This window comes from Pseudomonas sp. RGB, assembly GCF_007713445.1.
Classification (GTDB): Bacteria; Pseudomonadota; Gammaproteobacteria; order Pseudomonadales; family Pseudomonadaceae; genus Aquipseudomonas.
On the sequence record NZ_VMSH01000004.1, the window covers coordinates 179852 to 195362 of the forward strand.

Below are 15511 nucleotides of genomic sequence, written 5' to 3' on the forward strand. Positions count from 1 at the left end.
CTGCCGGGCTTGGGTTTATGTTGTCCTCAAGTCTGAGCCTGGGAGTGTCTGCGGTGTTTGCTGATGGTGCGTTTCCCCAATAAACATATACATCGCCGGCACCATGAACAACGTCAGCAGCGTACCAATCGACAACCCGGCGAAGATCACCAGCCCCATGTCGTGCCGCCCCGCAGCACCGGCGCCGGAGGCCCACACCAGCGGCACCACGCCCAGCACCATCGCGGCCGTGGTCATCAGGATCGGGCGCAGACGCACGCCGGCGGCCTCTTCTATGGCTTCGCGCTTGCTGTGACCTGCGCGCTGCAGTTCGTTGGCGAACTGCACGATCAGGATCCCGTGCTTGGTGATCAACCCCAGCAGCGTCACCAGGCCCACTTGGGTGTACACGTTGATCGACGCGTAGCCCATGGTGATGAAGGCCAGTGCGCCAAACAGTGCAGGCGGCACCGAGAACAGGATCACCACCGGGTCGCGAAAGCTCTCAAACTGGAAGGCCAGGGCGAGGTAGACGATCAGAATCGAGAACATCAGCAAACCAAAGAACCCACCAGACTCCTGCATAAATTGGCGCGACTCGCCGGCAAAGTCCGAGGTGTAACCCGAGGGCGCCACGTTGGTCAGGATCGTGTTGAGTTTGCCCAGCAGCTCACCTTGGGCCACGCCGCTGACGCCTGACAGGGTGGCCGAGTTGAGTTGCTGGAAGTGGTTGATCGATTCGGGCTGTGTCGAGGTCTCGATATGCGCGACGGTGCGTGCCTGGATCATCGCGCCAGACGGGGTACGAATGTAGTAATCGAGAATCTGCTCCGGGTTCAGGCGGTTGACCTGCAGCACTTGGGGAATGACTTTGTAGGAGCGGCCGGCGGTCGAGAAGTAGTTCACGTAGTTACCGCCCAACGCCGCCGACAGCGCCGCGCCGACGTCGGCCTGAGTCAGGCCCAATGCGGCGATCTTCTCCCGGTCCACCACCAGCCGGGCTTGCGGCTTGTCGAGTTTCAAGTCCATGTCGGCAAACCAGAACAACTGCTGTTTCTGCGCCTCGGCCATCACGGCCTGCGCGACCTCATTGAGGTTTTCCACGGAGTCGGTGGTGGTGATCACAAATTGCACCGGCAAACCCTGGGCGCCCGGCAGCGACGGCAGCGGAAAGGCCGCGATGGTGGCGCCCGGCACCTGATTCCACTTTTGCTGCAGGTCGAGTATCAGCTGGGCCTGGGAGCGCGTGCGGTCGCCCCAGGTTTTCAGCAGCACGCCGCCCAGGCCTTGATTGAGGATGGGCAGCCCGGTCAGCTGGAACATCTGCGCGTATTCCGTCTCTTTACTGGCGATCTGGAAGGCCTGGTCGGCAATACGCTCCATCTGCTGGGGCGAGGCCGTCGGCGGGCCTTTGATCTGCATGAACACCAGCCCCTGGTCTTCGGTGGGCGACAGTTCACTTTTGGCGGTCATGCCACTGGCGGCCACCAGCAGGAACAGCACAAACCCAAAGGTCACCAGCACCGGCCAGATGTTCAGCCCGCCAGACAACACACGGTGGTAACGCCCGCGCAGCCAGTCAAAATACTGGTCGAGCTTACGCGCAAAACGACCTTCTTCCTGCCCGGACTTGAACAGCTTGGACGTCATCATTGGCGAGAGGGTCAACGCCACCACGGCCGACACGGTCACGGCGCCCGCCAGCGAGAAACAGAACTCCTTGAACAGCGCACCAGTGAGCCCGCTGCGCAGGCCGATGGGCACGTAAGCGGCGATCAACACCACGGTCATCGCGACGATCGGGCCACCCAGTTCCCGCGCCGCGATCAGCGCGGCCTCCAGCACGCCTTTGCCTTCTTCCTTGATATGCCGGTCGACGTTTTCCACCACGATGATCGCGTCGTCCACCACCAGGCCAATCGCCAGAACCAGCGCGAGCAGGGTCAGCAGGTTAATCGAGTACCCCAGCAGGTACATGATGAAGAAGGTCCCGACCAGCGACAGCGGGATCGCCACCAACGGCACGATCACCGCGCGGAACGAGCCGAGGAACAGGTAGATGACCACCGAGACAATGATCATCGCTTCGACCAGGGTCTTCACCACCTCGTAAATCGAGGTATTGATGAACTCGGTTGAGTCGTACACGATCTCGCCGCGCACGCCAGTGGGCAGTTGCGATTGCAGCTCGGGGAAGGCCTCACGCACGCTGTCGGCGACGGTCAGGATATTGGCGGTCGGCGCCGCCTTGATGCCGATGAACACCGAGCGCTTGCCGGAAAACGCCACGCTGCTGTCGTAGCTTTCGGCGCCAAGGGTGACGGTGGCCACGTCCTCCAGATACACCAAGGCGTCGCCTTTCTGCTTGATCACCAGTCGTTTGAATTCATCCACCGTGTGCAGATCGGTGCCGGCCGTGAGGTCGACCGTTACCGTTTGCCCGCGCGTCGAGCCCACGGCAGACAAGTAGTTGTTGTTGGCCAGGGCCGTGGAAACGTCCTGCGCCGTGACGTTATGCGCGGCCAGCTTGTCCGGGTCCAGCCAGGCGCGCAGGGCGAATTGGCGCCCGCCGAGAATCTCTGCGGTCTGCACGCCCTGGATCGAATCCAGTTTGGGCTTGACCACCCGCACCAGGTAATCGGTGATGTTGTTGGTGGGCAGCGTGTCGCTGTAGAACCCCAGGTACATGGCATCGGTGGTCTGCCCGACGGCAATGGTGAGTACCGGTTCCTGGGACTGCGCCGGCAGTTGGTTCTTCACCGAATTGACCTGGGTATTGATCTCGGTGAGGGCCTTGCTGGCGTCGTAGTTCAGCCGCAACGTCGCGGTAATGGTGGAGACACCGGTGATGCTGGTCGAGGACAAATAGTCGATGCCCTGGGCTTGGGCGATGGCCGACTCCAGCGGCTGGGTGATAAAACCGGCGACCGTGGACGCATCCGCGCCGTAGTAGGCGGTGGTAATGGTGACCACCGTGTTTTCGGTGCGCGGCCATTGGTTCACCGGCAACTCGAAGATCGAGCGCAGGCCCAGGATCAGAATGAACAGCGAAACCACCACTGCCCACACCGGTCGCTGAATAAAGGTATCGGTAAGCTTCATGGGACACCTTTACTGTTCTTGGGGCGTGGGCGCCGGGTCGTTCAGCGGCGCGGCACTGCTATCGACCTTCACCGGCGAGCCATTCTTGAGCTTCATCTGGCCGCTGGTGATCAACAGATCGCCTTCCTTCACGCCCGACAGGATCGCGACCTGATCGCCGCGGGTCGGCCCGGTCTTGATGAAGGTTTGTTGCGCGGTGAGTACTTCATCGCCCTTGTCGTTTTTGCTCGACGTGGCGATGAACACCGTGGTGCCGTAAGGGTTGTAGGTCACTGACGTCTGCGGCACGGTGAGGTAGCGCTGGGTGGTCCCCGAGTTGACTACCGCACGGGCGAACATGCCGGGCACCAGGCTTTGCTTGGGGTTCTCAACGGTCGCCTCGACGGTGACGTTGCGCGTGGTTGAGTCGAACTGGGTGTCGATGGTGCTGATCCGGCCGGTGAAGGTCTGCTTTGACAGGCCGTCAGCCGTCACCGAAACCACTTGGCCGATGGCAATGGCCTCCAGTTGGGTCTGCGGCACCGAGAAATCGATATAGATGGGATCAAAGGTCTGCAACGTGGCGATCTTGTCGCCGGGGTTGAGGTATTGGCCGGGGTTGACGCTGGTGATGCCGATGCGCCCGGCAAAGGGGGCGCGAATGGTCTTTTTCGCCACCAGCGCGCGCTGTTGTTCGGCAGCCGCGAGTTTGGCCTTGAGGTCGGCGGTGTCGGTGTCCACCTGGGCTTGGGAAATGGCGTTGACCGCCAGTTGCGCCTTGTCGCGCTTGAGCACGATACCGGCCAGGTCCGCAGTCGCCTCCAGGGAATGCAATTGGGCGATGTCCGAGTCGGCGTTCAACTGCACCAGCAGCGCCTGGGCCGCCACCTCTTGCCCGGGCGTGAAGCCCAGGGTGCGCACGATGCCGCCGACTTCAGTGGTCACATCCACACCGCGCACCGCCTTCATCGAGCCCACGGCGGAGACGCTCGGTTGCCAGTCACTGAACGGCACCCGCAGGGCCGTCACCACGGCGGCAGGCAAGGGCGCTTTGGATTGGGCGATCAGCGCCGAAATCTGCACGAATTTCACCCCGGCAATGATCGCGACAATCACCAGCACCACCACGATCATGATCAGCATCGGTCGCCACAGGCGACGCTTGCGCGGTACTCCGGGCTCGGGGGGCAGGGCAGAGGCAGTCTGAACGTCAGCCATGGGGGTTCTCACTGTTTCAATGATTCAAGTCGGGAGCGGCTTTACTGTGAGCCGGCATGATCTCTTGCCACGACGGCAGGCCGAAGCGGTCCGGCGTGCCCTGGGTGGCGGGGTCCACATCCGTGCGGTTCCACCAGCCGCCACCCAATGCCTGGAACAGCGCCGTGGTGTCGCTGTAGCGCGCGGCCTGGGCTTTGACGCGGGCGAGCACAGTGTTTTGGTAGGTTTGCTGGGCCGTGAGCAAGTTGATGTACGCCACCGCGCCAAGGCGGAACTGGGCTTGCACCAGGTTAAGGTTGGCTTGTGCGGAGTGTTCGGCCACGACCTGCTGATTCAGCGCATCGGCATCCGCCTCCAGCGCCCGCAGCGCGTTGGCGACATCCTGGAATGCGGTAATCACCGTACCGCGATAGCGCGCCGCCGACTCGTCGTAAGCGGCCACGGCCGCACGTTTGCGGTGTTCGAGTGCGCCGGCGTCAAAGATCGGCTGGGTAATCGAGCCCGCCAGGCTCCAGACACCGCTGCCCGCCGAAAACAGCTTGGTGCCGCTTGCCACCGTGGAACCCAACGACCCGGTAATGCTGAATTGCGGCAACTGATTGGCGACGGCCACGCCAATGTTGGCGCTGGCTTGATGCAGTTGCGCCTGCGCCGAACGCACATCCGGGCGCTGGCCGACGATGGCCGAGGGCAGGCTGACCGGCAGCTCTTCTGGCAGATGCAACGAGGCCAGATTGAAGCGTTCGCCTTGATCCTGGTTTGGAAAGCGCCCCAGATACGCCATCAATTGGTTGCGGGTCTGTGCCAATTGCTTTTGCAGTGGCGGCAAGGTCGCGCGGGTTTGCGCCAGTGCGGTTTGCTGCGTGAGTACATCGCTGTCGCCGATGGCGCCCAGTCGGCGCTGAGCTTGCAGCAGGTCGAGTTGACCGCCCTGCAGTGTGATGATTTCTTCGGTGGCGGCCACCTGATCACGCAGCGACGCCAGGCTGACCGCGGTGTTGACCACATTGGAGGTCAGGGTCAGGTAAGTCGCCTCCAGCTGAAAGCGCTCGTACTCGGCTTGCGCGGTGGTGGATTCGATTTGCCGGCGCGTGCCGCCAAACACGTCCGGCGCATAGGAAACGCTCAGCGACGCCGAACTCACTGTGAGAATCGGCGACTCCGGGATGCCCGAGGTGACGCCGGAGACTTTCTCGCGGGCTTTTTGCACATTGGCGCTCACCGACGGAAACAGTGACGCCTGGTCGGCGTACACCAGCTCGTTGGCCTGGCGCAGTGCCGCTTGCGCGGCGCTGACGTCCGGGTTGGCGCGCAGGGCTTCTTCGACCAGCGCATTGAGTGAGGGCGAGCGGAACAGCGTCCACCATTGCCCGGGAATATCCATCCCGGCGATCAGCCGCTGCGCCGCGCCACCGGCGTCAATGTCCGCCTGGGCGGTGGTCGTGAGTGGGTCCTTTGCAAAGCCTGCATTGGCCGGTACATCGGGCCGTGCAAAGTCGGGCCCCACGGTACAGCCGGCGAGGGCGAGGCACAGCAGGCTCAGCTGCGCCAGCAAACAGGCATGTCGAAACGGGGTGCGGATTGGCACCACTGCGGGTGCACGCTGGCGACGCTGCTCTTTCATATTTACTCGGATTAATCAGTTGGCCAACGGCTGTAATGGTTGAGCGATGCGTGCGGTTGCGTCCGGCCGGGCGGCTTGAGAAGGCCGCGGGGTGTCGGGGTTTCAACCAGTGTAGGTGGCGTAGGGCACTGTGCAATGTGCGGGTGCAACGCGTGCGGCCTGAAAATGCCTAAGTTGCATTATTTGTGAATTAGGTTATGCGTTATCAGTATTTTACAGGCGGTATTTATAACCGCATCGTATGAACCCCTACGAACACTGCCGAGACCGCACGCGCGGATCGACTTGCATGCCTGACCAGGCATCTGGAGACGAACGTGCGTTACCTGACAACACTGGCGGCCGGGTTGGCCGCCACCTTGCTGTGCCTGACCGCGAACGCGCAAACGCTGGTGGTGGGCGACCAAAGCTACAACGCCCAAGCCGTGATGGAGGCGGCGGGCGTGCTGGAAAACCTGCCGTACACGCTTGAGTGGAAGCAGTTCACTGCAGGCTCGCCGGTCGCCGAAGCGCTGAATGCCAACAGCCTGGATATTGGCTTGCTGGGGGACGCGCCGGTGCTGTTCCTGGGCGCATTGGGTGCGCCGATCAAGGTGATTGCCGTCAGCCGGCAAAACCTCGACGGCGTGGCCATCCTGGTCAGGAAGGACTCGTCGATTCACAGCCTGACCGACCTTGCCGGCAAACGTGCGGCGCTCTGGAAGGGCTCCTGGAGCCAGCAATTGCTGCTCACCGCGCTGGACAACGCCGGCGTCCCGCGCGACTCACTCGAGCTGCGCTACCTCAGCGCACTCGACGCTTCCCATGCGCTGGAAGGTGGCTCGGTTGACGTCATCGCCACCTGGGAACCCTACGTCACGCAACAGGAACGCCAAGGGGCGCGGGTACTCGCAACCGCGGAGGGCTTGATCCCGGCCCAGAGCTTTATCGCCGCCAACGCCAAGGCTGTCGAGGCCAAACGCGCGCAAATCAGTGACTTCCTCCAGCGCCTGAAAAAAGCCCGTGACTGGGCGCGCCAAAGCCCGGCCAACGCTGACGCGTATGCCGATGCATGGGCCAAGCGCACCCGCGCCGACGCCGACATCGCCCGCGCCTGGTTTGCACGTGCGCGCACCACGGTCGAACCGCTCACGGCCCAGTCGCCGGTCGAAGCGCAAAAGACCGTGGACTTTTTCGCCAGCCTTGGCCTGGTCAAGTCTTACTCCGCAGACAGCCTGTTCGATGATTCCTTCTCGGCCTCGCTGCAACCCGCCGTCGCCCAGACCCAGCCGTGAACGTTTCAAGGAACTCTTCTGATATGACCCAACGACAGCTCAAACTCGGCGCCCTGACCATGGGTTGCGGCGGTCCGGGCCGCCACAATCTATGGCTGGACCCGCACTTGCCGGCCGACGCCAGCGTCAACGTCGACTGGTACATCGACATTGCCCGCCAGGCCGAGGCGGCGCTGTTCGACCTGATGTTTATCGTCGACAGCCAATTCATCACACCGGGCTCGCCGTCCCACTACCTGAACCGCCTGGAACCGCTGACGCTGCTCTCTGCGCTGGCCGTCAGCACGCGACATCTGGGCTTGGTCGGTACGCTGACCACGTCTTACAACTCGCCCTATAACGTCGCCCGGCGCCTGGCCTCACTCGACCTGATCAGCAAAGGCCGCGCCGGCTGGAACGTGGTCACCAGCGGCGACGCCGGCACCGCCGGCAATTACAGCCGCGACGAACATTACGATTACGACACGCGCTACAGCCGCGCCGCCGAGCACGTCCACGTGGTGCAAGGCCTGTGGAACTCCTACGAGGAAGACGCCTTCGTGCGTGACCGTGCCACCGGCCAGTTTCTCGACCCCAGCAAACTGCACAGCCTGAACCACAAGGGCGAGCACTTTTCGGTGGTCGGCCCGCTGAACATCCAACGCTCGCCGCAGGGCCAGCCGGTGATCTTCCAGGCCGGCGACTCAGAGCAAGGTCGCGACCTGGGCGCCGCCACGGCGGACGTGATCTTCACCCACGCGGCCAGCATCGAGCAGGGACAGGCGTTTTACCGCGATATAAAGGGCAGGGCGGCGCAACACGGTCGCGACCCGGAGCAATTGCTGGTCATGCCCGGCGCCGAGATCTATGTGGGCGACACCGATGAGCACGCCCGTGAAATCGAGCAGCACTACCATCACGCCGATCACAGTTTCGAGCTCGCGCTGAAGGAGTTCGGGCGTAATTTCGGCTGGCATGATTTCAGCCAGTACGACCTCGATGCGCCGTTTCCACAGGAGAGCCTGGAAGCTGCGCGCAGCAGCTTTTTCACCAATGCCAAACGCATTGCCGACCAGGCGCGGGACAAAGGTTTCACGCTGCGCCAGGCAGTGGAGTTTGGCCGCCAACTGCGGCCGGGCGCGTTTGTGGGCACGGCGGACACGGTTGCGCGCAAGATGGAGGAGTGGCTGCAGGCGCGGGCGGTGGATGGGTTCAATATCTATATTGGCCATCCGCAGCAGTTCGCGCGGTTTACGCAGGAAGTCATACCGTTGCTGCAGGCGCGTGGGGTGTATCGCACGGCGTATGAAGGGACGACGTTGCGGGAGAGTTTGGGGCTGGGAATTTCCCGGTTCAAGCACCACGGTTAGCTGCCCTGGCTGGGAGCAAAGGTGGGAGCCGGCCTGCTCGCGAAGGCGCCGGCCAAGCCAGCATTGATGCTGACTGACACGTCGATTTCGCGGGCAAGCCCCTTCCCAGAGGGCATCTGCGCTTAAATGAGGGTTGAGGGACCGGACTATTCGCCCTCGACCTGCTCTTGATAGCCCTTGCGCAATTTCTCCGCAATCAGCTTTTGCGCTTCACGCACTGCGCGCTCAGGGCTTTCAAGTGACTTGATCAACGTCTGGCCCTTAGTGCCGATACGCCCAAAGTTCACCACAACCTCCGATTCCGTCACGCCGATCCGCCAGAACTTGTTGGAGTTACCTTCACCAAACGTGAACTCACGCATTGAGGTGGTTGCTTCAGTGGCTGGCGGCGGTTCGACCTCAACCGTTTCCAGCGCCACGGCCTGTTGCGGCTCTGGCAACGCGGGCGCTTCTTCGCCACGCAGCAGCGCTTCGATGCGATTCAGCACCTCTTGCGGGTCGCGCAGCCAGTCATGGCTGAGTACGTCGATGATCTTCCAGCCGAAACTGCGCAATACGGTCGGGCGGAAGATATAGCGCTCACGCACGTCAGCCGCCGCCGCGCTATCGCTGTCCAGCAAAACGCCGAGGCTGAAGTGTTCACCGCTGGCATCACTGATCGCCAGGTCGCAGCGAAACTGTGAACGCCCGACATATTCCTGCACCGTGTGCCCGCGTTTGCGCAAGGCGGCGGCGATAGCGCTGCGCAGGCTGTCCTTGGGCAGGCTGACGGCAAAGGATTGTTTGGCGCCGGGGTTGAGGTTGGCGAGGATGCCCTGGGAGCGCGGCGCGTCCCCGCTGGCGCTGGCTTGAGCAAACTGCAGGAACGCGCGCAGCGCGGCGGCACCGTCGTTGTGGGTATTGGTGATGGCATCTGCCTCAATGCTGGAGACGATTGCCATGCGTTTGCGCGCGCGGCTGAAGATCACATTCAGGCGTTTTTCCCCGCCGCGCTGGTTGATCGGGCCGAAGTTCATCAGCATCTTGCCGTTCGGGCCTGGCGCGTAGCAGATGCTCAGGATAATCACGTCGCGTTCATCGCCCTGGACGTTCTCCAGGTTCTTGACGAACAGACCATTGAACTGCCCGGCGTCTTCACGCACGTACTCACGCTCAAGGCGGGTGGCAAAGGCTGAGTCGCTGGCCGCCAAGTCCTCCAAGGCTTGCTCGATGGCACCTTGTTGGGCTTCGGAGAAGGCCACGATGCCCAGGCTCAGGCCGGTCTCGCGGTGCAGCAGTTCACGCACCAGGTTGGCGATGTACCGCGCTTCGGCCAGGTTACTGCGGCTGAGGTAGACGCCATCGCTCATCTTCAAGAAGCTGATCGGGCTGTCGAGCAGCGTGTCGGCGCCCTGCATCGCTGCCTGGGTGTCCGTGGAATCCAGTGCAGCCTGCGCCGGGGCAGGGCGCTCGATACGACGGTCGGGAATGGTGATCAACCGGCCTTCATAGAACGCCGCGTTGGAGAAGCTGATCAACGCTTCATGACGGCTGCGGTAGTGCCAGGCCAGCAGGGTCGCCGGCAAATTACGCGCGGCCTGGCTGAGCAAGCTGTCGGCGTCGAGGTTGATTGCAATCTGTTCGCCGTCTTCCATGGCGACCAGCTCGTTATCGTCCTGGTCGCCGGCGCTGGAGAAGAAGTTGGTGGGTGGCAATTGCATCTCGTCACCCACCACAATCACTTGTTGCGCACGGCTCAAGGCCGGCACGGCTTCCTCGCTGGGAATCTGGCTGGCTTCGTCGAAAATCACCACGTCGAACAAGTCCGGGGTCAACGGCAGGGTGTCGGACACCGACAGCGGGCTCATTAGCCAGATGGGCTTGAGGTCGTTGATCACCCGGCCGCTGTCGCCACTCGCCATTTCACGGATGGAGCGATAGCGCATGGTCTTGCCCAGCTCATGTTCCAGTTCGCGTCGGCCTTTGGCATAGGCTTTTTTGAACTCACGGGCCTGGGCGTCAAGCTGGGTCACCGACATCGCCGATTGCTTCACATGCTCCAGGAAGCGCTGATGCAGCGTGGCGCTGAGTACATGGGCGTTGTGCTTGAGCAGGCTGCTTTCAGCCTGGCTGACCTGACGAGCCGCCAGGCCCAAGGCCGGGCCGTCGAAGCGCGACAGCTGAGGGTTGGCGCGATACAGACGGGTGAGGTTTTCCTCGGCAATCAAACCATCCAGCACCGGTTGCGCCAAGGCGTGCTGCTGCACGGCCAACAGGCAAGCGGGGTCGGCTTGATGCAGCTCGTTGAGCAGCGGCAGGGTGTCGGGCAGTTCGTCGAGTTCTTCACGCAGGTCGCGCAGGTATTCGGCCAACGCGCCCAGGCTCGGCGCCGGTTCGAATACACAGTGTTGCGCAACCAATTGGGCGAGGCGCGCTACTGGCTGGCGCAGGTTAGCTTCCTGGCGCACACCGGGCAGGGCGTCCGGGTTGCCGCGCAGGCTTTCGAGCCACTGGCGCAATAACGGTGATGCACTCAGTTGCGCCAGCAGGGCTTGCAGGTTGTGCACGAACAGGTCGATGTCCTGAATGCCGTAGCGGCTTTGCAGGCGCTGCTGTTCGGCTTGCAACTCGGCGGTGGCGCGGTGTTCATCGGCCAGGTTGTCGAGCACGCTGCGGTAATGTGGGCGGATGGCATGCTGACTGAAGTCGTAGCGCCGTTGTAGCTCGCCACGCAGCCGCCACCACGACGGTTGTAGCCAACGCAGCAGCGAGCCTTCCAGGCGCTGCACCAGATCCTGGGCGGCCTGGGTGTCCTGGGGGCCCAGTTTGTCGCGCCAATGGCGGGTGCTTTCGCCGGCACTGTGTTGCCGCACGGTGAGCGCCTGCAACGTCGCCTGTTCGGCATGCAGCGCCTGGGAGCCGGGTGAGCCCGGCTCCAGCAGGTCGAGGTGCGAGGTCAGGTTGGCGCTGGTCAGTTGCTCGGCCGCGTGGGTCAGCACGCACGCATCCGCCAGGGGTGTGTCACTCGAAAGCAGGCTTGAGGGTGACTCCATCAGTTGCTCGACACTGTCCATCAGCTCGCCGGCTTCATCCAGGAATGCCTTGAGCCGGCCATACGCGTGTTCGTGGCTGATGAGATTAGAGGCCAGGTGGCTGAAAGGATGGCGCGCAAAACTGTCGAGGCCGAAGCGTTCGTTGATCGCCTCATACACGCGGCTGATCAGCTCACTGTGGGCCTGCCAGTGCCGCCAGTCGGGCAGGCGTTCGAGTACCTCAGGCGGCAGTTTTGCAGACGCCGCAGGCAGTTCGATCAGGTGGCGCACCAGCTCGCGCACCGAGCACGCCAAGGTTTGCGGAACCGCGGCCATGGCCTGTTCGAAGCGCTCGATCAAACTCAGCTGCTGGCTCAAGGTGGCCAGTGTGGCACTGCGTCGAGCTTGCAGTTGCGCTGATTGGGCGTCGCCGGCAATCCAGCGCTCATAACACTCGCGCAGATCGCCCACGAAGGCCTTCTTGTCGGTTTGGGAGTCGTGAATCAGGCAGCACAAGTCGCCCAGTTCACTTTGCTGCAGGCGGTGGAATACCACGTCCAGCGCCGCGCGCTTTTCGCACACGAACAGCACCCGCAGGCCGCGACCGGCATAGTCGGCGATCAGGTTGGTGATGGTCTGTGACTTGCCGGTGCCCGGCGGCCCTTGAATGATGAAGTTGCGCCCGGTGCGGGCCAGGCTGACGGCGGCATTTTGCGTTGCGTCGCCGGCCACCACGTTCCATTGTTCGGGCAACGGAATCGGGTCCGGGGCCTGCACTTCAACGTCTCGCGGCTCGATGGAGAACATCCGGTCAAACGCTTCGTTTTGCGCCGGTTCGTCGATCAACTGCGCGTAGTCGCGTACCAACGACATCTTGCGGTAGTTGAAGTTGGCCAGTGTCACTTGGGTCAGGTCGATATCCCAGGCGTAGCGGTGCCCCTGATTCTCGGGCAGGGCGAAGGTGCTGTTTTCAGTGCTGCTGGCGACCATTTGCGGATGCTGGTCGCGCAGCGAAGGTTTGCCGCCTACCGCCAGGCGCAGCGGCAACTGGCTTGGCAGCACTTTTTGCTGGAACAGTTGCAGGCCCAGCGGGCGGTAGTCTTCGCGGTCGTAGCTGAAATCCGGTCTTACCAACGGCATACTCGAGCGCTGACGGGCGCGGCGGCGCTGGAAGTGATGCAGGTGCTGCACGGCCTTCTGGTGGATCAGTTCGATTTGCGGCTTGCTCTGCAAGCGCAGCTCGACGCCGGGCTCGGTCAGTTTGATCTGACGGGCAATATCGGCGTGAATGTCTTCCAGCGAGGTCTTTTGCAGGTCGACGGTTTCCGGCAACTGGATATCGTAAAGCTGACGCAACTGATGACGCAGTACCGGGTTGAATTCAGCCTCGGTTTCGTCGCACTGCAACATGAACTGGTCGCGCACGCCTTTTTTACGGCTCAGCTCCACCGGCAGCCACAGCAACGGGGTGACAATGCGTTCTTCCGGGGTGTCCTTGAGGTTGTGCCAGCGCATGAAGGCGACAACAAGGCGCAGGTTGCTGAAGCCGAACTCGGCGCGGTCGCGGCGGGTTTCCTGGATCAGGCGTTCCAGCGATGCCTGCAACCAGGTCTGGTCTTCAAACCGCAGCCATTGCTGCAGGCCAACGGGTTTGCCGCTCAGTACCTGCTCGGAAAAGCCACCGAAGGTAGGCTGCCAGGTACACAACGCTTCGGGGCGGATGCTTTCGATGCGCATCACCAGTGGCACGCTGGCCACGGTCAAATTGACGTTCGCCTGGGTCGGCCGAAAGTGCAGCAGGCGGTTGCGTCGCGACAGATCGAACAGCCGGTTGCGCAGATGCTCAAGCACCACGGTGCGCCGCGAAGCCGGGCCTTCAGCCTCGGCGAGCACACGCTCGACATCCAGGCTCGCCGGCTGTTCGCGCCAGGACTCCAGGCGCTTGGCCAGCGAGCCGACATCGGTGGCGCGCTCATGGCGGTTAAGCTCAGTCATCTCGACGATTACATTGGCCAGCACCGGGTTGAGCCGGCCATTGAGCTGGAACAGGTTGCGCCGGTGCCGGGCAAACGTCTTGAGGTCGTTGATATCGGCAAAATCCAACCCGCAAGCCAGGCATGCCAGCAACTGGCCGAGTTGGAAAATATCGGTGATTTCGTCGTGATGCCCAAGCTGATGTTCCCAACTGCGCAAGTCCGTCAGGAACACCGGGTGGTCGATGGCCTGGTGCGGGTCTTCCTGGACTTGCAGGTCGGTAATTGCCACACCGGTTTGCGAATCGCGGGTCAGGCGGACCTTGCCGACGATATTCAGCGCCGACTCAGGGTTGGGCTGCACCTGCTTGATCGCCTCCAGCGCCAGGCGCGGCGGCACGCCCTCGGGGTTGCGCAGTTGCAGGGTTCGCTCTGGCCCTTGCAGTACATCGAGGTAACTGAGCTGGGCGACACGCCCCAATTCATGCAGTTGCGCCACCTGACGCAGCAGCGGCAGCGCCAGGAACAATACATCGTCGATAGGCACGGCGGCGCCGTCGTGGCTCGCCAGTAATTGCGTGAACGTGACGGGTTGGGTTATTGGGTCCATGTGTCGACCTCCGCTTTTAGTGCGCGAACGATCGGGTCGAGCTCACGTTTGGGTAATTTGATATCGCGTTTGAGCACGTTGATAAAGTCGTCGGCGCTGCCGAGCTTCTTCGCCGTGCGCGCGGCATGCAGCAAGGCTTCATCACGCAGGTCACGGTCGACCAGGCTCAGGTCGAGCATGACGAAGTGCAGGTATTCATGGATGCTCGCGTCGATACGCTCGGCATTCAGCGTGGCCAGGTCCAGCGGCGTCTGCGTGGTCTTCCAGTCGGGGAAGAAACCCCGTACCTGATTGAGTACCGCCTCGGACTGCAACACCGCTGCGCCGATAAAGGTGGCTATAAAGCCACGGGTGAGGGCGGTTAGCTCGACCTGGTCGGTCACGTCCAGGCGCGTCAGCGACAACGGCCCACGCAGCCGGCGGTGCAGCCAGGCGTCGGTTTCCGGAACTTGCCGCCACCAACTGTCTACCGCTTGGGAACGCAGGAAAGTCTCCGGGTGCGAGACGCCCTGGGACAGTTGCGCATCCTTGCCATCCAGCTCGCGCGCCTGTTGCAAGTAGCTTGCAGCATCGACGCTGACAATCCCGGTGTGAATCTTTACCAGCGAGGTGATGGACGCTTCGGGCCCGCCGGCCACCAGGGCCGCGCCGCGGTCGGCGTAGATTTCGGTGTGCAGGCTATATAAACGTGCGGTCTGTTCCAGGCTGGGCGGCGTATACACATCGGCCATCGCGTGGTTGAGAATGCGCTCGGCAGTGAGGTAGTCGCCGTCGTGCTCCGACCATAAACGGTAATGGGCCAGCTCGTGCCCCAGCAATGCCAGCAACTCCTGGGCGTCGAGCCGTTCAAGGATCGGCCCGTAAAACACCACATGCACCTCACCGGCAAGGTAATACAGGCTCGCATTCATCGCGCCGTCGCCCGCCTGGTAGAGCGTGGCGGGCGCCTGGATCTGCAAGCTTTGCAACGCTGCCTCACAGGCCAGGTAAGCCTGCGGGTGAGTCTCGGGGCTCAGGCGGTAGGTGTCGCGCAGCAATTGCGCGCGTACATCCTGGGCATGTTCCTGCTGCACGCCCAGGGACGAGGCCCAGCTCCACACGGCGGGCTCACTGGTTTTCAGGTAGTCGACCACCTGCTGGTGATAAGGCAGTGGCGTGAGGCTGCTGATGTCCAGCGCGGGGGTACTCATCGTTCAAACGTCCTTGAGGATACGGCTCCATAAGCTGCGCCTGGGCAGCAGAGGCTTGGGCTGGCATCCCGGTGTCAGTGATCGGCAATAAACGCGGAGCATACCTAGTGGTTGGGAAAATTACTTGTGAAAGTACACAGCCCTCGTGTTTGGCAATCAGGTTATTTAGCGCGCATGGATTGCGTAACCTGGTTGCCGAACA

7 protein-coding genes are annotated in these 15511 nt (G+C 62.5%); 2 read left to right on the forward strand and 5 right to left on the reverse strand.

Features of this window, described 5'->3' with window-relative positions:
* Positions 1-15: 15 nt before the first annotated feature.
* The 3 genes from FPT15_RS10520 to FPT15_RS10530 form a co-directional block, all read right to left on the reverse strand.
* A complete protein-coding gene (locus tag FPT15_RS10520) occupies positions 16-3081 on the reverse strand; it encodes an efflux RND transporter permease subunit (protein WP_145160651.1) in 3066 nt (1021 codons plus the stop codon).
* 9 nt (positions 3082-3090) lie between these two features.
* Entirely contained in the window at positions 3091-4203 is a 1113-nt protein-coding gene (locus tag FPT15_RS10525) for an efflux RND transporter periplasmic adaptor subunit (protein WP_178119686.1), read from the reverse strand.
* A gap of 91 nt (positions 4204-4294) precedes the next feature.
* On the reverse strand, positions 4295-5902 hold the full coding sequence (locus tag FPT15_RS10530) for an efflux transporter outer membrane subunit (RefSeq protein WP_256676419.1): 1608 nt from the start codon (positions 5900-5902) through the stop codon (positions 4295-4297).
* 317 nt (positions 5903-6219) lie between these two features.
* On the opposite strand from FPT15_RS10530, the gene FPT15_RS10535 reads away from it, so the two are divergent.
* Complete coding sequence (locus tag FPT15_RS10535) at positions 6220-7176, forward strand: ABC transporter substrate-binding protein (protein ID WP_145160655.1); 957 nt, start codon at positions 6220-6222, stop codon at positions 7174-7176.
* Between the two features lie 23 nt (positions 7177-7199).
* Positions 7200-8525: an LLM class flavin-dependent oxidoreductase gene (locus FPT15_RS10540; protein ID WP_145160657.1), complete on the forward strand. Its 1326-nt coding sequence runs from the start codon at positions 7200-7202 to the stop codon at positions 8523-8525.
* Between the two features lie 146 nt (positions 8526-8671).
* On the opposite strand, the gene FPT15_RS10545 is transcribed toward FPT15_RS10540, so the two are convergent.
* Positions 8672-14119: a WGR domain-containing protein gene (locus FPT15_RS10545; protein WP_145160659.1), complete on the reverse strand. Its 5448-nt coding sequence runs from the start codon at positions 14117-14119 to the stop codon at positions 8672-8674.
* Positions 14107-15309: a M48 family metalloprotease gene (locus FPT15_RS10550; RefSeq protein ID WP_145160661.1), complete on the reverse strand. Its 1203-nt coding sequence runs from the start codon at positions 15307-15309 to the stop codon at positions 14107-14109. The genes FPT15_RS10545 and FPT15_RS10550 overlap by 13 nt, the downstream gene beginning before the upstream one ends.
* Between the last annotated feature and the right edge of the window lie 202 nt (positions 15310-15511).

Coding starts and splice junctions, on each gene's coding strand:
- FPT15_RS10545 (WP_145160659.1), bottom strand. CDS start 14,119: ATGGACCCAATAACCCAACCCGTCACGTTCACGCAATTACTGGCGAGC.
- FPT15_RS10550 (WP_145160661.1), bottom strand. CDS start 15,309: ATGAGTACCCCCGCGCTGGACATCAGCAGCCTCACGCCACTGCCTTAT.
- FPT15_RS10540 (WP_145160657.1), top strand. CDS start 7,200: ATGACCCAACGACAGCTCAAACTCGGCGCCCTGACCATGGGTTGCGGC.
- FPT15_RS10525 (WP_178119686.1), bottom strand. CDS start 4,203: ATGCTGATCATGATCGTGGTGGTGCTGGTGATTGTCGCGATCATTGCC.
- FPT15_RS10530 (WP_256676419.1), bottom strand. CDS start 5,902: ATGAAAGAGCAGCGTCGCCAGCGTGCACCCGCAGTGGTGCCAATCCGC.
- FPT15_RS10520 (WP_145160651.1), bottom strand. CDS start 3,081: ATGAAGCTTACCGATACCTTTATTCAGCGACCGGTGTGGGCAGTGGTG.